The 20,406-nt window shown below is 68.4% G+C and carries 17 protein-coding genes; 13 read left to right on the forward strand and 4 right to left on the reverse strand.

The genetic code is table 11. The annotated features are described in order from the left end of the window. The first annotated feature begins 223 nt into the window (after nt 1–223). The 3 genes from OQ789_RS00050 to OQ789_RS00060 all read left to right on the forward strand — a co-directional run bounded on the left by OQ789_RS00050 (nt 224) and on the right by OQ789_RS00060 (nt 3,701). A complete protein-coding gene (locus tag OQ789_RS00050) occupies nt 224–1,489 on the forward strand; it encodes an aspartate kinase (RefSeq protein WP_324682554.1) in 1,266 nt (421 codons plus the stop codon). Continuing rightward, the gene (locus tag OQ789_RS00055) at nt 1,490–2,536 is read left to right on the forward strand and encodes an aspartate-semialdehyde dehydrogenase (protein WP_324682556.1); all 1,047 of its coding nucleotides are present in this window, start codon (nt 1,490–1,492) and stop codon (nt 2,534–2,536) included. It abuts the gene before it with no gap. A gap of 64 nt (nt 2,537–2,600) precedes the next feature. Continuing rightward, a complete protein-coding gene (locus OQ789_RS00060; RefSeq protein WP_324683318.1) occupies nt 2,601–3,701 on the forward strand; it encodes a DUF4185 domain-containing protein in 1,101 nt (366 codons plus the stop codon). 39 nt (nt 3,702–3,740) lie between these two features. Here the strand turns inward: OQ789_RS00060 and OQ789_RS00065 are convergent, their stop codons facing one another. Then, on the reverse strand, nt 3,741–6,416 hold the full coding sequence (locus OQ789_RS00065; protein WP_420716012.1) for an ATP-binding protein: 2,676 nt from the start codon (nt 6,414–6,416) through the stop codon (nt 3,741–3,743). 226 nt (nt 6,417–6,642) lie between these two features. Here OQ789_RS00065 and OQ789_RS00070 point away from each other — a divergent pair, with 226 nt between their 5' ends. From OQ789_RS00070 to egtE, 9 genes are all read left to right on the forward strand, one after another. Next, on the forward strand, nt 6,643–7,113 hold the full coding sequence (locus OQ789_RS00070) for a hypothetical protein (protein ID WP_420716013.1): 471 nt from the start codon (nt 6,643–6,645) through the stop codon (nt 7,111–7,113). Between the two features lie 152 nt (nt 7,114–7,265). After that, complete coding sequence (locus tag OQ789_RS00075; protein WP_324682559.1) at nt 7,266–7,796, forward strand: hypothetical protein; 531 nt, start codon at nt 7,266–7,268, stop codon at nt 7,794–7,796. Between the two features lie 241 nt (nt 7,797–8,037). After that, nucleotides 8,038–9,486 (forward strand): catalase, encoded by a 1,449-nt coding sequence (locus OQ789_RS00080; protein ID WP_324682561.1) that lies wholly within the window; start codon nt 8,038–8,040, stop codon nt 9,484–9,486. A gap of 38 nt (nt 9,487–9,524) precedes the next feature. Then, the gene (locus OQ789_RS00085; protein ID WP_420716023.1) at nt 9,525–10,184 is read left to right on the forward strand and encodes a sensor domain-containing protein; all 660 of its coding nucleotides are present in this window, start codon (nt 9,525–9,527) and stop codon (nt 10,182–10,184) included. 180 nt (nt 10,185–10,364) lie between these two features. Then, complete coding sequence (gene egtA / locus OQ789_RS00090; RefSeq protein ID WP_324682565.1) at nt 10,365–11,687, forward strand: ergothioneine biosynthesis glutamate--cysteine ligase EgtA; 1,323 nt, start codon at nt 10,365–10,367, stop codon at nt 11,685–11,687. After that, a complete protein-coding gene (gene egtB / locus OQ789_RS00095; protein WP_324682566.1) occupies nt 11,684–12,994 on the forward strand; it encodes an ergothioneine biosynthesis protein EgtB in 1,311 nt (436 codons plus the stop codon). Before egtA ends, egtB begins: the two co-directional genes overlap by 4 nt. Then, a complete protein-coding gene (gene egtC, locus OQ789_RS00100; protein WP_324682568.1) occupies nt 12,994–13,695 on the forward strand; it encodes an ergothioneine biosynthesis protein EgtC in 702 nt (233 codons plus the stop codon). The genes egtB and egtC overlap by 1 nt, the downstream gene beginning before the upstream one ends. Continuing rightward, entirely contained in the window at nt 13,695–14,660 is a 966-nt protein-coding gene (gene egtD, locus OQ789_RS00105; RefSeq protein WP_324682569.1) for an L-histidine N(alpha)-methyltransferase, read from the forward strand. The genes egtC and egtD overlap by 1 nt, the downstream gene beginning before the upstream one ends. Before the next feature lie 44 nt (nt 14,661–14,704). Further along, nucleotides 14,705–15,805: an ergothioneine biosynthesis PLP-dependent enzyme EgtE gene (gene egtE, locus OQ789_RS00110; RefSeq protein WP_324683320.1), complete on the forward strand. Its 1,101-nt coding sequence runs from the start codon at nt 14,705–14,707 to the stop codon at nt 15,803–15,805. Here the strand turns inward: egtE and OQ789_RS00115 are convergent. Beyond that, nucleotides 15,802–16,482: a class I SAM-dependent methyltransferase gene (locus OQ789_RS00115; RefSeq protein ID WP_324682571.1), complete on the reverse strand. Its 681-nt coding sequence runs from the start codon at nt 16,480–16,482 to the stop codon at nt 15,802–15,804. The two genes, egtE and OQ789_RS00115, sit on opposite strands and share 4 nt — an antisense overlap. A gap of 9 nt (nt 16,483–16,491) precedes the next feature. Then, nucleotides 16,492–17,964, reverse strand: coding sequence for a glutamate--cysteine ligase (locus OQ789_RS00120; RefSeq protein WP_324682573.1), 1,473 nt, complete (start codon nt 17,962–17,964; stop codon nt 16,492–16,494). An 89-nt stretch (nt 17,965–18,053) separates the two neighbouring features. Between OQ789_RS00120 and glpK the strand changes: the two genes are divergently transcribed. Then, a complete protein-coding gene (gene glpK / locus OQ789_RS00125; RefSeq protein WP_324682574.1) occupies nt 18,054–19,589 on the forward strand; it encodes a glycerol kinase GlpK in 1,536 nt (511 codons plus the stop codon). A gap of 21 nt (nt 19,590–19,610) precedes the next feature. On the opposite strand, the gene OQ789_RS00130 is transcribed toward glpK, so the two are convergent. After that, the gene (locus tag OQ789_RS00130; RefSeq protein WP_324682575.1) at nt 19,611–20,342 is read right to left on the reverse strand and encodes a PadR family transcriptional regulator; all 732 of its coding nucleotides are present in this window, start codon (nt 20,340–20,342) and stop codon (nt 19,611–19,613) included. Between the last annotated feature and the right edge of the window lie 64 nt (nt 20,343–20,406).

Consider the following 20,406-nt stretch of genomic DNA (forward strand, 5'->3'; position numbering starts at 1 on the left):
ACGGGAAGCCGGTCTGGATCAGACCCCGTCGCGGCGTCCGAGGAGGAGCACCCGCTGCACGTCGGCAACTTTACCGCTTTTGGCGCCCCGGCAAAAACCGCGGCGAATGCGCAGGCCGGGGAGGGTGGTATCGCGACGTAAATCACCGTGCGGCGGCACGTATTCTGTTGTGGACTTAAACCCCAAATGCGAAATGCCCACAGGCCGGAGAGGCGGGAATAGCGTGGCGCTCGTCGTGCAGAAGTACGGCGGATCCTCAGTGGCGGACGCCGACCGGATCCGGCGGGTGGCCGAGCGCATCGTCGCTACCAAGAAGCAGGGCCACGACGTCGTGGTCGTCGTCTCCGCGATGGGTGACACCACCGACGACCTGATGGATCTGGCCCAGCAGGTGTGTCCGACGCCGCCGCCGCGCGAGCTCGACATGCTGCTGACCGCGGGTGAGCGCATCTCCAATGCCCTGGTCGCAATGGCGATCGAATCGCTGGGTGCGCAGGCGCGCTCGTTCACCGGGTCGCAGGCCGGGGTGATCACCACCGGCACGCACGGCAACGCCAAGATCATCGAGGTCACGCCCGGCCGGCTGCAGGCCGCCCTCGACGAGGGGCGGGTGGTGCTGGTGGCCGGATTCCAGGGTGTCAGCCAGGACACCCGTGATGTGACAACGCTGGGCCGAGGCGGCTCTGACACCACGGCGGTGGCCCTGGCCGCGGCGCTGAGCGCCGACGTCTGCGAGATCTACACCGATGTCGACGGCATCTTCAGCGCCGACCCCAGGATCGTGCACGACGCCCGCAAGCTGGACACGGTCACCTTCGAAGAGATGCTCGAGATGGCGGCTTGCGGCGCCAAGGTTCTGATGCTGCGCTGCGTGGAATATGCGCGCCGCTACAACATTCCGGTGCACGTCCGGTCCTCGTATTCGGAAAACCCGGGCACCGTCGTCGTCGGATCGATCAAGGACATAGCCATGGAAGACCCCATCCTGACCGGAGTCGCGCACGACCGCAGCGAGGCCAAGGTGACCGTCGTCGCCATCCCCGACATCCCCGGATACGCCGCCCGCGTCTTCCGGGCGCTGGCCGATGCCGACGTGAACATCGACATGGTGTTGCAGAACGTCTCCAAGATCGAGGACGGCAAGACCGACATCACCTTCACCTGCTCCCGCGACAGCGGGCCCACCGCGGTCGCCAAGCTGGACGCGCTCAAGGGCGAGATCGGGTTCAGCCAGCTGCTCTACGACGACCACGTCGGCAAGGTGTCGCTGGTCGGGGCGGGCATGCGCAGCCATCCGGGCGTCACCGCCACCTTCTGTGAGGCACTGGCCGAGGTGGGCGTGAACATCGAGCTGATCTCCACCTCCGAGATTCGCATCTCGGTGCTGTGCCGCGACACCGAGCTGGACAAGGCCGTCGTGGCGTTGCACGAGGCGTTCGGGCTCGGCGGCGAGGAGACGGCCACGGTGTATGCCGGGACGGGTAGATAGATGGTCGCCATTGGAGTGGTAGGCGCCACCGGCCAGGTCGGCCAGGTGATGCGCAGGTTGCTCGACGAGCGGGACTTCCCCGCTCGCGATGGTGGGGGGTCGGTGCGGTTCTTCGCGTCGGCGCGCTCACAGGGCCGCAAGCTGGAATTCCGCGGGCAGGAGATCGAGGTCGAAGACGCCGCGACGGCCGATCCGAGCGGCCTGGACATCGCGTTGTTCTCCGCCGGCAAGGCGATGTCGCTGGTGCAGGCGCCGCGGTTCGCGGCGGCCGGGGTTACGGTGATCGACAACTCGTCGGCCTGGCGCAAGGACCCGGAAGTTCCGCTGGTGGTGTCGGAGGTCAACTTCGCCCGGGACGCGGGCAACCGGCCGAAGGGCATCATCGCCAACCCGAACTGCACCACGATGGCCGCGATGCCGGTGCTCAAGGTGTTGCACGACGAAGCCCGGCTGGTCCGCCTGGTGGTGTCCAGCTATCAGGCGGTATCCGGCAGCGGGATCGCCGGCGTCGAGGAGCTGGCCACGCAGGCGCGCGCGGTCATCGACGACGCCGAGCAGCTGGTGCAGGACGGTGGCGCGGTGGGATTCCCGGCGCCCAAGACCTACGTGGCGCCGATCGCCTTCAACGTGGTGCCGCTGGCCGGGTCGCTGGTGGACGACGACTCGGGTGAGACCGACGAGGACCAGAAGCTGCGCCACGAGAGCCGCAAGATTCTCGGCATCCCGGACCTGGCCGTCAGCGGCACCTGCGTGCGCGTGCCGGTGTTCACCGGGCACTCGCTGTCGATCAACGCCGAATTCGCGGAACCGCTGTCACCCGGGCGGGCCCGCGAGCTGCTCGAGGCGGCGCCGGGCGTCAAGGTGGTCGACGTGCCCACGCCGCTGGCGGCTGCCGGCGTCGACGAGTCCCTGGTCGGCCGGATCCGGCACGACCCCGGGGTGGCTGACGGCCGCGGCCTGGCGTTGTTCGTCTCCGGTGACAACCTGCGCAAGGGGGCGGCGCTGAACACCATCCAGATCGCCGAGCTGCTGGCCGCCCAGCGGTGACATGCGGGTGAGCACCACCCGCATCCGCTTGGCCACGCGGTGCTCACTGTTCGCCGTGTCGGCGATGTGTTTGGTTGTGCCGCAATGGGTTTGGAGTTCCGCGCACGCCGACCCGGCAGCGCCGGCGCCCGAGCCGGTGCTGGGGCCGCTGGCGCCCGGTCAGGTGGTGCGCATCGGTCCCACCGCCGGAACCGGCACTGCGACCGGGGATTACGGCATCGGCGCGACGGACCTGTGTGAGTTCGTCGAGTTTCCCGCCGAACTGCTCCAGGTGTGCGGCGACAGCTTCGCCGGTCAGGGCGTCGGGTTCGGTGGGTGGTACGCACCCGTCGCGTTGCGTGTCGACACTTCGTCCGTCGACGACCCCGGCGGGGTGCGCTACCTCGGGGTGACCGGTATCAGCAATCCGCTGCTGGCCGACGCCGCCCCGCCGGGAGCCTCGCAGCTGCCCGCCGGGGTGGTGCAGATCAACCGCCGCAACTACCTGATGGTGACGACGACGAGAAACCTCGAGCCGCAAACCTCCCGGCTGGTGGCCGCCGAACCGGCGCGCGCGGGCTGGCAGACGATCCCGGGGTCCAAGCGGCCCGCGTCCTACCAGGGCGGCTCGCAGACGCAGATCAGCGGCTACTACGACCCGATTCCCACTCCGGATTCGCCCGGCGGCTGGGTCTACATCGTCGCCGACAGCTTCACCCGCAGGGATCCGGTGCTGCTGTATCGGGCCACGCCGCAGACGTTCACCGACCGGTCCCGCTGGCTGGGTTGGGCGGCGGGCCCGGGCGGGGGCTGGGGTAAGCCGCCGACGCCGCTGTGGCCGGACGCGGTGGGCGAGATGTGCATCCGGCAGATCGACGGCAAGGCGGTGCTGTCCTACTTCAACGCCGTCACCGGCAACATGGAGGTTCGGGTGGCCAACGACCCGACGTCGCTGGGCGACGCCCCGGTCACCACGGTGGTGCAGCACGACGAGTGGCCGGAGCCGGCCGAGAGCCTGCCGCCGCCGTACGACAACCGGCTGGCCCAACCGTATGGCGGTTACATCTCTCCCGGCTCGACGCTCGACGAACTGCGAATCTTCGTCAGCCAGTGGGACACCCGGGCCCGGGTGGCCGCGCCGTACCGGGTGATTCAGTTCGCCGTCAACCCATTGCGGCCCGAATAGCGAACCTAGTATTGGCTTTTCGAGACTTTCGTAAGTCGTCTAGTTCGAGGCAGTGCTCAGTTTTGCCTGGACCCGGTCGATTTGGTCATATGCATAGGCCACCATGTCGGCGGTGGTCATGGTCTCGCCCGTGCGGGCGAGCGACTCATAGGTTTGGGCGCCCAGGACATCGCGCAGGTGCGAGATCGTCGGGTTGAGCTGCGGGTAGCTTACGCGGGTAAATGAACTCGCGGCGAAACCGCTGATGATCGCGGCCGGTTCGTGGTGTGCGAGCCGGTCCAGTAGGAAGGCGAGTATCGCCAGCGGGTTCTTGATCAGCGCCGTGTTGCCGGTGTCGTAATAGCGGCCTATCAACGCCATCAGAGTCTCGAAACACTCGATGGGATCGCGCTGGTTAGCCGCAACGAGAGAAATCGTCGACCCTGACGCCGATTCCATCTGCCGGTTGCCGCTCTCCTGAGAGATCATCAGAGATCGGCGTAGGGCGTCATGAGCCGCCCTTGGGTCGGCATCGTAATAGGCGAGGCCGTACGCCAGCATCGCGAAGGACGCCACGAAAGGATTGCAGGCGGCGTCTGCAGCGGCCAGCACGCCCTGCGCTGCCGCCCTGGCTTCATCGCCTTGACCCAAGAAGTAGAACGCCATGACCAGAGATCCGCGGGTCACCGTTTGGGGACCCGCCCCGTGTTCAATCGCACTGCGGCACAACTGCGCCCATCGCTCGCTTAGACCGGCATGGCTGTACACAATTCCGGTCGAGATCTGCAATTCGTAGGGGACCTCGTCGAAATCGTCGCTGTTTGCCAACTGGCGACTGGCATCGAGATAAGCGACGGCGTCGTCCGACCGCCCCGTCGCATGGCACTGCGCGGCGACGACGTAGAGCTGCGCGAGCCGCCGATGCTTCAACCTTCGTGCAGATTCGATGATCTCCTCGGCCCACCCAGCGGGCTCGTACTGCTCGGTCAGCAAGCCGAGCACTGTCGCATAGAAGGCGACCGCCGTAGCGCTATCGAGATCGCCTTGGTCGGCAGCCCAGCGGAATGCCGTTCGCAGGTTGGCCAGTTCGATGGTGAACCAGTCGTAGGCCTCACGCTGTCGGGGACTGTCCCACAGCGCCATGATGTCGGCTTCGCGCCCGGCGAAGTATCGCGAGTGGGTGGCCCGAATCTCGGCTGCGTCGCCACGGGCGACGAGTTGTTCCTCGGCGAACTGCCGGATGGTCTCCAGCATCGAATACCGGGTGCGCCCCGCTGACCGATCGGCGTTCAGCAGCGATTTGCGCACCAACGCGTCGAGCAGGTCGAGGACGGCAAGGTCGTCTGCTTCGTCGAATCCTGCCACCGCGCAAGCGCTTTGCAGGTCGAATCCACCGGCGAACACCGAACAGTGTTCCAGCAGCGCCTTTTCCGCGTTGTCGAGAAGCTCGAATGACCAGGCGACGGCGTGGCGCAGGGTGTGGTGCCGTTCCAGCGCCCGTCGCGAACCCACGAGCAGACGGAACCGCTGGTCGAGGCGATCCCGTACCTCGCCGGCGGTCATCGACGCCATGCGGGAGGCCGCCAACTCGATGGCCAAGGGAATCCCGTCGAGACGGCGGCAGATCTCCACCACCGCGGCCGCCTCGTCGGGCGTGGCCGCGGAGAACTGCGAGGCCTCGCCTCGTGCGCGTTCGACGAACAGGGCCACCGCCGCAGAGTCGGCGCCTGCGCCGACGTCCAGCGAGGGCACCAGCCAGGCCTGCTCATCGGCGACCCTCAGTCCCTCGCGGCTGGTTGCCAAGATCCGCACGGTCGCCGATTGCGTCAAAATCGCCTCGACGAGATCGGCCGCGGCCTCGCGCACGTGTTCGCAGTTGTCGATCACCAACAACCGGATCGTGCCTTCCATCGCGGCAGCCACCGACTCGCTGATGCTCTTGCCGGGTTGCTGGGTAATGCCCAGCACCGCCGCGACCGCATCGGGAACCGCCGCCGGATCGGTGACCGCGGCCAACTCGAAAACCCATATCCCGTCCGGAAATTCGTCGACGAGGCGCCTCGCGGCCTCCAACGCCAGCCGGCTTTTGCCGACTCCTCCGACACCGGTCAATGTCACAACCCGGTGCGCTCTGACCGTCGCCTGCACCTCGTCAAGCTCGGACTCGCGTCCGATGAAGCTGCTGGTCGCCAACCGCAGATTCCCTGGACTGGAATCCAGCGTCCGCAGCGGCGGAAAGTCTGTCCGCAGGCCGGGTGCCTGCATCTGAAAGATCCCGACCGGCATCGGTACGTCCCGCAACCGTCGCGGACCCAGGTCGACGAGGTCGACTCCGCTGAGCAGGCCGGCCGTCGATTCGGCCACCAGGATCTGCCCGCCGTGCCCGGCCGCCATCACCCGCGCGGCACGGTTGAGCACTGCACCGAAGTAATCACTCGCCCGGCGCTCGGCTTCGCCCGTCGCCACACCCATTCGCACCGGAAGCGCCAGCGCCAGTTGCGCGGCCACCGCCGCATCCACCGCGGCCTTCGGCGAGCCGAATGCCGCGCACACACCGTCACCGGTGTGCTTGAAAAGGAATCCGCCGTGCGCCGCGATCGCTGTACGCAACACCTCGTCATGGGCAACCAGCGCGGCCCGCATCGCGTCCGCGTCGGCTTCCCACCGACGGGTCGACCCCTCGACGTCGGTGAACAGGAACGTCACGACCCCGGAAGGCGGTCCCTCTGCGGACACTCGCACAGAATGGCACACCGGACACGCGACCACCCAGCAAACCACGGCCGACTTTCGAGACTCTCGACGCTGCCACGGTGCGGGTAAAAGGCGTTCGGGCCGAGGGGCCGCGCGACCACGGCCCTCAGCGTGACCTTTTCACCCGCTGAGCGGGGCTTTTGGTTCACAGCTGCTACATAAGTGGCGCATAGCCGCCACTACTGTTAACGGCTTCATCATTTGTCTCATGAGTGAAACATCTGAAACCCCCACTGTGCGGCACTCCACCGCAACTGCACCGGCCGCCGCGCAAGCGGTAGCGGCCTACCGGGCCCCGCGGGTCTTCCAACTCGCCGCGTGGGTCGCCATCGTCGCCGGGATCGTGTTCATCATCGCGGTCATCTTCTTCACCGGCTTCATCCTCGGCCACCGCGGCGGCCATCACGGCCACCACCACAAGCACCACCACGCGATGGTTCACCACCACGGTCCCGGCGGTCCGGGCAACTTCGGCGGACCGGGCGGACCGGGCGGACCGGGCGGACCGGGTGGACCCGGTGGCCCGAACGGTCCGGGAGCCACCACAGCTCCGCCGGCGTCGGGCGTGCGGCCCAGCGGCATGGCCCCCGGCCAGCTTCCGCCGTCGGTCTTCCACTCCGCGGCCACCGCGCACGGCGCGCCTGGACAGGTCCCGAGCATCATCGTGCTGACCAACTGACACCGTCATCCACCAGTGGCCCGGCACTCCACCCGAGTGCCGGGCCACCTGTCGTTTGTGGTCACCGGCGCCTAACCACCGCATCTCGATTCACCAAACTTTTGTGGCCGGGGCCTGTTAGGGGCCCGCGATGCGGGGCAGTATGGCAAGGCATGAGCGAGACACCCGAACCACCAGTTGAGCCCACCCACGAGCCGGCACCGGCCACGGCAGTCGCCGCGCCGCCACCACCCCCGCACGAAGTGAGGCCGCCGCGGCTCTACACGGCGGCGGCCTGGGTGGTGATCGTCGCGGGCATCGTCTTCATCCTCTCGTCGGTGTTCTTCGTGGGTGCCTTCATCTGGAAGCAACAGCACCCCTGGCACCATCACCACGGCATGTTCCACCCCGGCGGCCCAGGACCGGGCAATGGACCGTGGGGAGGCCCGGGGGGTCCCGGGCCGGGTAACGGTCCTGGACAGTACGGCGGTCCCGGCGGCTACGGACCGTGGTATGGCGGCCCCGGCGGTCCGGGACCCGACAACGGACCGTGGGGATACGGGCCCGGCGGTCCGGGACTGATCGTGCCGATGCCCCCCGGCGGTCCGGGCGGTCCCGGTGGACCGGTCGCGGGCCCGGGCGTCAGCGGCCCCGGACAGCCGCCGGTCAGCCCGGCCCCCGGCCCACCCGCGCCGCGCCCCTGACGGGGATCGTTTGAGCTCTTAAGTCACGCCCGGAGTGGGTACTAACCCGTAGTGGGTAGCCGATCGTAGGCCGCCTGCACTTCTTGACGAGATCAAGACGAGGGGAATACTCGATTACAGGCCGCAAGATCCGGGGCGCGCACTGCGATACCGAGAACGCTTCATGCGCAAGCGGTTTCGCTATCGCGGTGTGCGCCATCGGCTACCGTGGCCCGCAGTCCGGTGACGAGGAGAGTGCCTGATGACGGATCGTTTCACCACGACAGACGCCGGTATCGCTGCGCCGAGCGACGATGAGTCGCTGACGATCGGTCCCGACGGCCCGATTCTGCTGCAGGACCACTACCTGATCGAGCAGATGGCGCAGTTCAACCGGGAACGCATCCCGGAGCGCCAGCCGCACGCCAAAGGCGGTGGCGCACATGGTCATTTCGAAGTGACCAACGATGTCAGCAAGTACACCAGGGCCGCGGTGTTCCAGCCCGGCACCAAAACGGAGATGCTGGCCAGGTTCTCCACCGTTGCGGGCGAACGCGGCAGCCCGGACACCTGGCGCGACCCGCGGGGCTTCGCGCTGAAGTTCTATACCGGCGAAGGCAATTTCGACCTCGTCGGCAACAACACCCCGGTCTTCTTCATGCGTGACCCGCTGAAGTTTCAGCATTTCATCCGGTCCCAGAAGCGCTTGCAGGCAAGCAACGTGCGCGACCACAACATGCAGTGGGATTTCTGGAGCCTGTCCCCGGAATCTGCGCACCAGGTGACCTGGTTGATGGGCGACCGGGGAATCCCGAAGTCCTGGCGGAACATGAACGGCTACAGCAGCCACACCTACAGCTGGATCAACGCCGGCGGCGAGATCTTCTGGGTGAAATACCACTTCATCACCGATCAGGGCATCGAGTTCTTGACCCAGGAGGACGGCGACCGGTTGGCCGGCGAGGACGGCGACTATCACCAGCGCGACCTGTTCGAGTCGATCGAAGGCGGGGATTACCCGAGCTGGACGCTGAAGATGCAGATCATGCCGTACCAGGAGGCCAAGAATTACCGGTTCAACCCGTTCGATCTGACCAAGGTGTGGCCGCACAGCGACTACCCGTTGATCGACGTCGGCACGATGACGCTGAACCGCAACGTCACCGATTACCACACCGAGATCGAGCAGGCGGCCTTCGAGCCGAACAACACCGTGCCCGGAACCGGGTTGAGCCCGGACAAGATGCTGCAGGCGCGCGGCTTCTCCTACTCCGACGCGCATCGCGCCCGGCTGGGGGCCAACTACCGGCAGATCCCGGTCAACACCCCGCGGGTCGAGGTGAACAGCTACTCCAAAGACGGCGCCATGCGGATGACGAACGTTTCGGACCCCGTGTACGCGCCCAACTCCTACGGCGGGCCGCACGCCGACCCGGCGCGCGCCGCCGAGATTCGTTGGCACGCCGACGGCGACATGGTCCGTTCGGCGTACACGCTGCACGCGGAGGACGACGACTGGGGGCAGGCCGGCACCATGGTCCGCGAAGTCCTCGATGATGAAGCCAGGGAACGCTTGGCGCACAACATCATTGGCCATGTATCCCAGGGCGTCAAGGAGCCGGTGCTGTCGCGGGTGTTCGAGTATTGGCGCAACGTCGATCCCGATCTCGGCAAGAAGGTCGAGGAAGGCGTCCGGGGCAACGGGGGCTGACCGCGCGCCGGTGCGCCTGGCATGATCGCTGCATGACCATGCGGGGTGCCCAACTGCGGGGGGCCGTGCTGGCCATCGGCCTGACTCTGGCGGGGGCGGCGGCCATATGTCCGGTCGCGACCGCGCACCCGTCGGAGCCGGGCGTGGTGAACTACGCCGTCCTGGGCAAGGGGTCGGTCGGCAACATCGTCGGCGGGCCCATGGGGTTTGAGTCGGTGTTCACCCAGCCCGGGCAGGGTGACTGGGTGGACATCCCGGAGTGCAACAACTGGGCCGACATCGGTTTGCCCGAGGTGTACAACGATCCCGACCTGGCGTCGTTCAACGGCGCCCTGACCCAGACGTCGGCTACCGACCAGACGCATCTGGTCAAACAGGCCGTCGGGGTGTTCGCCACCAACGACGCCGCGGGCCGGGCCTTCCATCGGGTGGTGGATCGAACGGTGGGGTGTTCGGGACAGAGCACCGCGATCCATTTGGACAACGGCAGCACGCAGGTGTGGTCGTTCGACGGCGGCCCGGCCGGTCCGGCCGACGAGAACTGGACCAAGCAGGAGGCGGGCACCGATCGCCGGTGCTTCAATCAGACCAGGCTGCGCGAAAACGTGTTGCTGCAGGCGAAAGTGTGCCAGTCCGGCAACGCCGGGCCCGCGGTGAACGTGCTGGCAGGGGCGATGCAGAACGCCCTGGGTCAATAGTCGGGCGATTGGGTATCCGTCTCCCCCGGGTGTCCGGGACCGCTCAGAAGGGAATATGTCGGGGGCGTCTGATAGATGAAGCACTAGACGAAGAAGTGCCGGTTACCGTCCGATTGGCTGCGCAAAGAAGCGGTCCGCAGGTGCATTCTCAGGCTTGTCCGGGCCCGAAGGGATCGTGATATGACGTTCGCGCCGATCACCGCCGCGGCTTCGCAGCCGGGCACGCCGGTGGCCGGTGTCGATCCCGCTGCCGAACTGAACATCACGGAGCTGGCAGACTCCGTTGCCGTCGCGCACTACGTCGCCGAGGGATGTCTGGTGGACGGGCCGCTGGGCCGCGTCGGCCTCGAGTTGGAGGCCCACTGCCACGACCCGGCCAATCCGCACCGCCGCCCGAGCTGGGGTGAGATCGGCGCCGTCCTCGGCGCGCTGCCCGCGCTGCCGGGTGGCAGCCGGATCACCGTGGAACCGGGTGGCGCCGTCGAACTGTCCGGGCCGCCCGCCGACGGCGTCGTGGCCGCGATCGACGCCATGCGCCTCGATCAGGCTGTGCTCCAGCCGGCGTTTGCCGAGGCCGGGCTGGGCCTGGTCTTTCTCGGTGCCGACCCGCTGCGCCCGCCCCAGCGCATCAACCCCGGCGCCCGGTACCGCGCCATGGAACGGTTCTTCGCGACCAGCCAGTCCGGGGAAGCGGGAGCGGCGATGATGACGTCCACCGCGTCGATTCAGGTCAACCTGGATGCCGGGCCGCGGGACGGCTGGGCGGCGCGGGTGCGTCTGGCACATGCCTTGGGGCCCACCATGATTGCGATCACCGCCAACTCGCCCATGCTGGACGGCGACTTCACCGGGTGGGTGTCGAGCCGGCAGCGGGTGTGGGGCCGGATGGACTCGGCGCGCTGCGGACCCATCCTGGGGGCCAGCGGCGACGACCCGGGCACCGACTGGGCGCGCTACGCGCTGAAGGCCCCGGTGATGCTGGTGCACAACCCCGACGCCGAGGCCGTCACACGGTGGGTGCCGTTTGCCGACTGGGTCGACGGCCGGGTGCTGCTCGGCGATCGCCGCCCGAGCGTCGCCGACCTGGAGTACCACCTGACCACGCTGTTCCCCCCGGTGCGGCCCCGGCAGTGGCTGGAGATCCGCTATCTGGACAGCGTGCCGGAGGCGTTGTGGCCCGCCGTGGCGTTCACCCTGGCCGTCCTGCTTGATGACCAGGCAGCGGCCGACGTCGCGGCCGCGGCGGTCGCGCCGGTGGCGACCGCGTGGGACACGGCGGCCCGGGTGGGGCTGCGGGACCGGCGGTTGTACGCGGCGGCCAACGAGTGTGTGGCCGTCGCGGCCGAGAACGCACCTGCCGAGCTCGGCGATTCGATGGCCCGGTTGGTCCGCATGGTCGAGCAGGGCCGCTGTCCCGGCGACGATTTCGCCGATCAGGTGATCGAGCACGGCCTGCTGGCCGCGGTCTCGGAGGCGGCGCGGTGCTCCCAGGGCCCGTCGTGACGTCGCGGCAGGGCATCGCCGACGATCTGGCGCGGACGCGCGCACGGACCCTGCGGCTGGTCGAGTTCGACGACGCCGAGCTCTATCGGCAGTACGACCCGTTGATGAGCCCGTTGGTGTGGGACCTGGCGCACATCGGCCAGCAGGAGGAGTTCTGGCTGCTGCGGGGTGGTGATCCCGCGCGCCCGGGCATGCTGGCGCCCGCCGTCGAGGGGCTCTACGACGCCTTCGTGCATTCCCGCGCCAGCCGGGTCGACCTGCCGCTGCTGTCGCCGGACCACGCGCGGGCCTATTGCCGGACCGTGCGCTCCGCGGTGCTCGATGCCCTCGACGCGCTGCCCAACGATCCCGCCGGTGACCAGGCGGCCTTCGCGTACGCGATGGTGGTCAGCCACGAAAACCAGCACGACGAAACCATGCTGCAGGCATTGAATCTGCGCAGCGGCGCACCGCTGCTGCGGGACGCGTCGCCGCTGCCGGCCGGCCGAGACGGGCTGGCCGGCACGTCGGTGCTGGTGCCCGGCGGGGAGTTCGTCCTCGGCGTGGACGCCGCCGGTGAACCGCACTCGTTGGACAACGAACGTCCCGCGCACGTCGTCGACCTGCCCGCGTTCCGGATCGGGCGGGTCCCCGTCACCAACGGCGAATGGCGCCGATTCGTCGAGGACGGCGGCTACGATCAGCCGCGCTGGTGGTCGGAACGCGGCTGGCAGCACCGCCAGGTCGCGGGGCTGACCGCGCCGCAGTTCTGGAGTTCCGACGCCACGACCCGCACCCGGTTCGGCCACGTCGAGGACATCCCGGCCCTCGAGCCCGTGCAACACATCAGCTATTTCGAGGCCGAGGCGTACGCGGCCTGGGCCGGTGCCCGGCTGCCCACCGAGATGGAGTGGGAGAAGGCCTGCAGCTGGGATCCGTCGACCAGCACCCGGCGCCGTTACCCCTGGGGAGGGGACAACCCGAGCGCGGCGCTGGCCAATCTGGGCGGCACGGCGTTGCGCCCCGCGCCGGTCGGGGCCTATCCGGCCGGCGCGTCGGCCTGCGGCGCCGAGCAGATGCTCGGCGAGGTCTGGGAGTGGACCGCCTCGCCGCTGCGGCCCTGGCCGGGCTTCACCCCGATGCTCTACGAGCGGTATTCGCAGCCCTTCTTCGAGGGCGATTACCGGGTGCTGCGCGGCGGCTCGTGGGCCGTGGAGCCGGGCATCATCCGGCCGAGCTTCCGCAACTGGGATCATCCCTACCGTCGCCAGATCTTCTCCGGCGTCCGGTTGGCCTGGGACGTCGGCGACGTCGGGGGTCCCGCCTGATGTGCCGGCACCTGGGGTGGCTGGGGACCGGCGTCACGGTTTCCTCGCTGGTGCTCGATCCGCCGTTCGGCCTGCGCGTGCAGTCCTACGCGCCGCGCCGCCAGAAGCACTGTCTACTCAACGCCGACGGTTGGGGCGTCGGGTTTTTCGACGCCGACGGTGTGCCGCGTCGCTGGCGAAGCCCGGCGCCGCTGTGGGGCGACGTGTCGTTCGAGTCCGTCGCCCCCGCGCTGCGCGGCCACTGTGTGGTGGCCGCGGTGCGCTCGGCGACGGTCGGCATGCCGATCGAGACCAGCGCGACCGCGCCGTTCACCGATGGGCGGTGGCTGGTGTCGCACAACGGAATCGTCGACCGGGCGGTGTTGCCGGCGACATCGCGGGCCGAATCGGTCTGTGACAGCGCGATACTCGCGGCCACCCTTTTCGAGCGGGGCCTGGACTCGCTGGGAGACACCATCACCGAGATCGGCGCTTTGGACCCACGCGCGCGACTGAATATATTGGCCGCCGACGGATCCCGCATGCTGGCGACGGCCTGGGGCGACACGCTGTCCATCCTGCGCCGCCCGGACGGTGTGGTCCTGGCCAGCGAGCCCTATGACAACGACTCCGACTGGGAGGACGTGCCGGACCGCCATCTTGTCGAAGTCACTGGCAACGGCGTCACGCTGACGCCGCTGGATCGGTCGAGAGGATCTTGATGACGCTGTCGCTGTCGAACCACCTGGCCGCCGACTCGGCGTACCACGCGCTGTGCCGCGATGTGCTGGACGGCCTGCGGAAGACGCCGAAGACATTGCCGCCCAAGTGGTTTTACGATTCCGTGGGCAGTGATCTGTTCGACCAGATCACCCGGTTGCCGGAGTACTACCCGACGCGTGCCGAAGCCGAGATCTTGCGCGCCCGCGCGGCCGAAGTCGCATCGGCCAGCGCGGCCGACACCCTGGTGGAGTTGGGCAGCGGGACCTCGGAGAAGACCCGGCTGTTGCTCGACGCCCTGCGCGACCGGGGTTCGCTGCGCAGGTTCGTCCCGTTCGACGTCGACGCCGGCATCCTGTCGACGGCCGCGACGGCCATTCAGCGGGAGTACGCGGGAATCGAGATCAAGGCCGTCTGCGGCGATTTCGAGGAGCACCTGACGGAGATCCCGGAGGGCGGCCGACGGCTGTTCGTGTTCTTGGGCTCGACGATCGGCAACCTCACGCCCGGTCCCCGCGCGGCATTCCTGGCCGCGCTGTCGGCGCAGATGCGGCCGGGCGACAGCCTGCTGCTGGGCACGGACCTGGTCAAGGACACCGAGCGGCTGGTGCGTGCCTATGACGACGCCGCCGGGGTGACGGCGGCGTTCAACCGCAATGTGCTCGCGGTGGTGAACCGGGAGCTCGAGGCCGATTTCGACGTCGATGCCTACCGGCACGTGGCGCGCTGGAATGCGGCGGAAGAGCGCATCGAGATGTGGCTGCGGTCCGAACGTCGCCAGCGGGTGTGGGTCGGCGCGCTCGAACTGACCGTCGATTTCGACGCCGGCGAGGAGATGCTGACCGAGGTGTCGTGTAAGTTCCACGCCGACAAGGTGACTGGCGAATTACTCGCCGCGGGATTGCGTCGCACCCGGTGGTGGGCCGACGCGGCGGGTGACTTCGGGTTGTCGTTGGCCGTGAAGTGACCGGCGACGCGCTGGCCGGCCGATGGCGCGCGGCGCGCCCGCCGATGGCCGGGCTGCACCTGGACAACGCGGCGTGTTCGCGGCAGAGCCTCGCGGTGATCGAGGCGACCGCGCAGCACGCCCGCAATGAGTCCGAGGTTGGCGGCTACGTGGCGGCGGAGGCGGCCACGGCGCTGCTCGACGCCGGCCGGATCGCGTTCGCCGCGCTGACCGGAATGACCGACGCGCGAGTGGTTTTCACCACCGGTTCGCTGCACGCCCTGGACCTGCTGCTGGGCAGCTGGCCGGCGCAGCGCAGAAAGCTGGCCTGCCTGCCCGGCGAGTACGGGCCCAACCTGGCCGTGATGGCCGCGCATGGGTTCGAGCGGCAGCTGCTGCCCACCCTGGACGACGGCCGCCTCGCCATCGACGACGCGGCGCTGGCTTTGCAGACCGATCCACCGGATCTGGTGCACCTGACCGCGGTGGCCAGCCATTGCGGTGTGGTGCAACCAGTTCCGATGATCGCCCAGCTCTGCCGGGAGTTGGGGCTGCCGCTTGTCGTCGACGCGGCCCAGGCGCTGGGCCAGGTGGACTGCGCGGTGGGCGCCGATGTGACCTATTCCTCGTCGCGCAAGTGGATCGCCGGGCCGCGCGGTGTCGGGATCCTGGGCGTGCGCCGGGAGCTGATGGAAACCCTGCGCCCGCGGCTGGCCGCGCCGGACTGGGCCAGGAAGGATGGCGGTCCGACGGTGGCCGAGCAGCTGGAATTCGGTGAAGCCAACGTCGCTGCACGCGTGGGGTTTTCGCTAGCGCTGGGCGAGCACCTGGCCTACGGGCCGCAGACCGTGTACGCGCGTCTGGCCGAACTGGGCGCCGCGAGTCGTGCGGTGCTGGCCGACGTGGCCGGCTGGGCGGTGGTCGAGGAGGCCGAAGAGCCCAGTGCCATCACCACTTTGGCGCCGACCGAGGGCGCCGACCCGCAGGCGGTGCGGGCCTGGCTGCTGTCCGAGCGGCGGATCCTGACCACGTTCGCCGGTGTGCAGCGGGCGCCTCTGGAACTGACGGCACCGGTGCTGCGGATCTCGCCGCACCTGGACACCACGGCGGACGACCTGGAGACCTTCGCCGAGGCGCTCATCGCCGCGGGCGCGGCGACAGGCTAACCGGCTTTGCGCGCCGTCAACAGGTAGGCCGGCATCTTCATCCGGCCCTTTTCGTCGCGCTCGTGTTGGGGGAATTCGAATGGCGCATCGGGGATTCCGACGGCATTCGAGAGGATGAAGGAGGGGCGGATCTCGTCGACCTCCCAGTACTTGCTCACCGCGTCGCGCAGCTCGTCCTCGTCGACCTCGTTCGGCTTCGGCTGCATCTCGGCCGGGAAGGCGCCCTTGGCGAACACCAGGATGAATAGTCCGGCGCCCGGCGCGGCCGCGCGGTGTATCGAGCTCAGGTAGCCTTCGCGGCCCTCGACGGGAAGCGAGTGGAACAGCGTGCTGTCGACGACGGTGGAGAACCGTCCGTCGTAACCGGTGAACGACGTGATGTCGGCCTGCACGAAAGTGGCGGTGGTCAGGCCGCGCTCGGCCGCCGCTTCGGTGGCCGCGGCGACCGCGGTGGGCGTGAGGTCGACACCGACCACGGTGTAACCCTGGTCGGCCAGGGCCAGCGACAGCTCGGCGAACCCGCAGCCGGCGTCCAGCACGTCGCTGCGGAACCGGCCGGCCTCGAGCAGCGCCGCCAGTTCGGGTTGCGGCTCACCGATGTTCCACGGTGGCGGCCCCTCGAAGTGCGCCTGCTCGCGGTAGGCGCTGTCCCAGTCCATCACGTGATCGGACGACATGGGTCCAAGCTACTCCCAGGTGTGCACCGGCTCGTTGGCGTGCATGTGCAGGCAGTACCGGCGCAGCATCTCGGCCAGCGCGGCGGGCCTGCTCATGCCGCCGTCCTGCAGTGCCCGCACGGTGGACACCTGCCAGCTGGCGCCGTTGCGGCCGGCCCGGGCCCGGGCCTCGATGACCCCGAGGAACCGGTCGCGCACCTCGGCATCGACGCCCCAGCACCGCAAGCCGTCGTGGGCGATCGGTAGCAGCGTGTCCAGCACCAGCTCGCGGGCGCCCACCTCGCCCACCCCGGGCCAGTGCTGCCGGGCGTCGATGCCGTAGCGGGCCGCGGCCAAGAAGTTCACTTCTGCCACAGCGAAATCCATGCTGTTCGACAAGGGGTGGTCGGCTTCGGACAGGCCGCGCAGCACGCCGTAGAAGAAGGCCGAATTCGCCAGCATGTCGATGACGGTCGGCCCGGCGGGCAGTACCCGGTTCTCCAGCCGCAGATGGGGCGTGCCGTCGACCACGTCGTACACCGGGCGGTTCCACCGGTACACGGTGCCGTTGTGCAGGCGCAGCTCGTGGAGCTGCGGGATGCGTCCGGCGGCGAGTTCGGCGACCGGGTCCTCGTCGGACACCTCGGGCAGCAGGGAGCCGAAGTAGCGGATGTTCTCCTGGTAGAGGTCGAGGACGGAGTTGATCCACTGCTCACCGAACCACACCCGCGGGCGCACCCCCTGAGTCTTCAGCTCCTCGGGTCTGGTGTCGGTGGACTGGGTGAACAATTCGATCCGGGTCTCGGCCCACAGCAGGTGCCCGAAGAAGAACGGCGAGTTGGCCCCCAGCGCCAGCTGCGGGCCGGCCAACAGCTGCGCCGCGTTCCAGTTGGCGGCGAACGCCTCCGGCGCCAACTGCAGATGCAATTGCATGCTGGTGCATGCGGATTCGGGTGCGATCGTGGCGGTGTGCCAACTCAGCGGCTCGGGGCCGGAGATGTCGATCGGGATATCTTCGCCGCGGGCGGTGAAGATCGAGTCGTTGAGGGCGGCGTAGCGCGTCGACTCACTCATCCAGCCGTGGTCGAGGTGCTCAGGCATCAGCGTGGGCAGGATGCCGATCATGACGATGTGGGCGCCGCCCGCGGCGCCGGCCTTGTTCTCGGCGTCGTTCAGGCTGGCCCGCACCTCGGCCTCGAGATCCAACCCGGTGTGTCCGGGCAGGGCGTGCGGCGGAACGTTGAATTCGATGTTGTAGGCGCCCAATTCGGTCTGATACGCCGGATCGCCGATGGCGTCGAGCACGTGGCGATTGGACATGGCCGGCTGGTAGTCGGCGTCGACGAGGTTACACTCGATCTCCATGCCGGTCAGCGGCTGCCCGGCATCGAAGCATGACTGGGCCAGCATCGTCTCGAAGGCGTCCAGGCACAGCTGTACCTTGCGCCGGTATTCCCGTCTATGAGCGCTGTCGTACGTGGTGCGCTTGACCTCTTCGCCCACAACGCAGATGCAACAGGGTTACCGTCCGTAACGCAAGCTCCCGGCGGGTAGACCATGATGGACTTTTGACGTAAACGTGGTTCGAGCGCATGGGTGGAGGAGATCAGTTGGCCGAGTTCGTCGCCGCCATCGACCAGGGGACCACCAGCACCCGCTGCATGATCTTCGATCACGACGGCGCCGAAGTGGCCCGTCATCAACTCGAGCACGAACAGATCCTGCCGCGCGCCGGTTGGGTAGAGCACGACCCGGTCGAGATCTGGGAGCGCACCTCCTCGGTGCTGACGTCGGTGTTGAACCGCGCCAACCTGACCACGAAAAACATTGCTGCGCTGGGCATTACCAACCAGCGCGAAACGACGATGGTGTGGAACCGCAGGACTGGGCGGCCCTATTGCAACGCGATCGTCTGGCAGGACACCCGCACCGACCGGATCGCGTCGGCGCTGGAACGCGACGGTCGCGGTGACCTGATCCGCCGCAAGTCCGGGCTGCCGCCGGCCACCTACTTTTCCGGCGCCAAGCTGCAATGGATCCTCGAGAACGTCGACGGGGTGCGCGCGGCCGCCGAGAGCGGTGACGCGCTGTTCGGCACCTGTGACACCTGGGTGTTGTGGAACCTGACCGGGGGCCCGCGGGGTGGCGTCCACGTCACCGACGTGACCAACGCCAGCCGGACCATGCTGATGAACCTCGAGACCCTGGACTGGGACGACGAGCTGTTGTCGTTGTTCTGCATTCCCCGTGCGATGTTGCCGTCGATCGGCCCGTCGTCGTCACCCCGGCCCTACGGCGTGACGACGGAGACGGGCCCGGCCGGGGGCGAGATACGGGTCACCGCGATGCTCGGTGATCAGCATGCGGCGATGGTGGGTCAGGTCTGTCTGTCCGAGGGGGAGGCCAAAAACACCTACGGCACCGGCAATTTCCTGTTGCTCAACACCGGCGAGACGATCGTGCGGTCCGACAACGGGTTACTGACCACCGTCTGCTATCAGTTCGGCGACGCCAATCCCGTGTACGCGCTGGAGGGCTCGATCGCGGTGACCGGTGCGGCTGTGCAGTGGCTGCGCGACCAACTGGGCATCATCAGCGGTGCCTCGCAAAGCGAATCGCTGGCACGCCAGGTCGACGACAACGGCGGAGTCTATTTCGTTCCCGCGTTTTCCGGGTTGTTCGCGCCCTACTGGCGATCCGATGCGCGCGGCGCGATCGTGGGGCTGTCGCGCTTCAATACGAACGCGCACCTGGCACGCGCAACGCTGGAGGCCATCTGCTATCAGAGCCGCGACGTGGTGGATGCCATGGCGGCGGATTCCGGTGTGCGCCTTGATCGTTTGAAGGTCGACGGGGGTATCACCGGTAACGAGCTGTGCATGCAGATCCAGGCCGATGTGCTGGGTGTGGACGTGGTGCGGCCGGTGGTCGCCGAGACGACCGCGCTCGGCGCCGCTTACGCGGCGGGTCTGGCGGTGGGATTCTGGTCCGATCCGGCCGACCTGCGCGCCAACTGGCAAGAGGACAAGCGGTGGACGCCGGGATGGGACGACGAGCAGCGCGCCGCGGGGTACGCGGGCTGGCGAAAGGCGGTGCAGCGGACCCTGGATTGGGTCTCGATAACCTGATCCAGGGTCCGCCGCAGGCGCTCAGTCCTCGCCGAGGATGCCGTAGATTTCACGCCGCGCATTGTTGAGGATGTCGACGATGCGCTGCTGCTGGTCGGCGGAAGCGGTGTGCGCGGACTGCGCGACCGCGCCGAACAATTGGCCTACGGCAGCACGCAGGCTCATCTGACCCGGGTCGGCGCCTTCGGTGATCTCGTCCCATGGCGGGGTCTCGACCTTTTCGGCCGCGGCACGGCCCTGCTCGGTCAGCTCGAAAAGCTTCTTGCTGCCTTCGGTTTCGCTCGCGGTGATCAGGCCTTCGTCATCGAGCAGCTGCAGCGTCGGGTAAACGGAACCGGGGCTGGGCTTCCAGAGCCCGTTGCTGCGTTCGGCGATCTGCTGGATCATCTCGTAGCCGTGCATCGGCCGCTCGGCGAGCAGCGTCAGGATGGCCGCCCGCACGTCACCGCGCTTGCCGCGACCGGACCCGCCACGGCGTCCGCCGCGCCGGCCGCCGAAGCCGAATCCGGGACCGAAGCCCGGTCCGAAGCCCGGTCCGAAGCCGGGACCGAAGCCGGGCCCGAAGCCGGGACCGAAGCCGAGCGGGCCGTCGTGGCCGCCGGCGTGATCACGCAGATGTTCGCGGAAGTCGCGTCGGGCCTGGCGCCGTGCCTCGTGCAGCGCGCGCCGGTCAACGGGGCCGGAACCGAAGCCAAAGCCGAAGCCGGGCCGACCGGCGAATGGTCCCTGGGGGGGAGTGAATGGGTTGGTCATGTTTGTTGTCCTTCGTTCTGTTTGTGGGTTGCGCACTGGTCGTGCGCTTCGTTGCATCACGATA

This window comes from Mycobacterium sp. 94-17, from assembly GCF_035617725.1.
Taxonomy (GTDB): domain Bacteria; phylum Actinomycetota; class Actinomycetes; order Mycobacteriales; family Mycobacteriaceae; genus Mycobacterium.

Coding starts and splice junctions, on each gene's coding strand:
- OQ789_RS00055 (WP_324682556.1), top strand. CDS start 1,490: ATGGTCGCCATTGGAGTGGTAGGCGCCACCGGCCAGGTCGGCCAGGTG.
- OQ789_RS00060 (WP_324683318.1), top strand. CDS start 2,601: ATGTGTTTGGTTGTGCCGCAATGGGTTTGGAGTTCCGCGCACGCCGAC.
- OQ789_RS00070 (WP_420716013.1), top strand. CDS start 6,643: ATGAGTGAAACATCTGAAACCCCCACTGTGCGGCACTCCACCGCAACT.
- OQ789_RS00075 (WP_324682559.1), top strand. CDS start 7,266: ATGAGCGAGACACCCGAACCACCAGTTGAGCCCACCCACGAGCCGGCA.
- OQ789_RS00080 (WP_324682561.1), top strand. CDS start 8,038: ATGACGGATCGTTTCACCACGACAGACGCCGGTATCGCTGCGCCGAGC.
- OQ789_RS00085 (WP_420716023.1), top strand. CDS start 9,525: ATGCGGGGTGCCCAACTGCGGGGGGCCGTGCTGGCCATCGGCCTGACT.
- egtA (WP_324682565.1), top strand. CDS start 10,365: ATGACGTTCGCGCCGATCACCGCCGCGGCTTCGCAGCCGGGCACGCCG.
- egtC (WP_324682568.1), top strand. CDS start 12,994: ATGTGCCGGCACCTGGGGTGGCTGGGGACCGGCGTCACGGTTTCCTCG.
- egtD (WP_324682569.1), top strand. CDS start 13,695: ATGACGCTGTCGCTGTCGAACCACCTGGCCGCCGACTCGGCGTACCAC.
- egtE (WP_324683320.1), top strand. CDS start 14,705: ATGGCCGGGCTGCACCTGGACAACGCGGCGTGTTCGCGGCAGAGCCTC.
- OQ789_RS00115 (WP_324682571.1), bottom strand. CDS start 16,482: ATGTCGTCCGATCACGTGATGGACTGGGACAGCGCCTACCGCGAGCAG.
- glpK (WP_324682574.1), top strand. CDS start 18,054: ATGGGTGGAGGAGATCAGTTGGCCGAGTTCGTCGCCGCCATCGACCAG.
- OQ789_RS00130 (WP_324682575.1), bottom strand. CDS start 20,342: ATGACCAACCCATTCACTCCCCCCCAGGGACCATTCGCCGGTCGGCCC.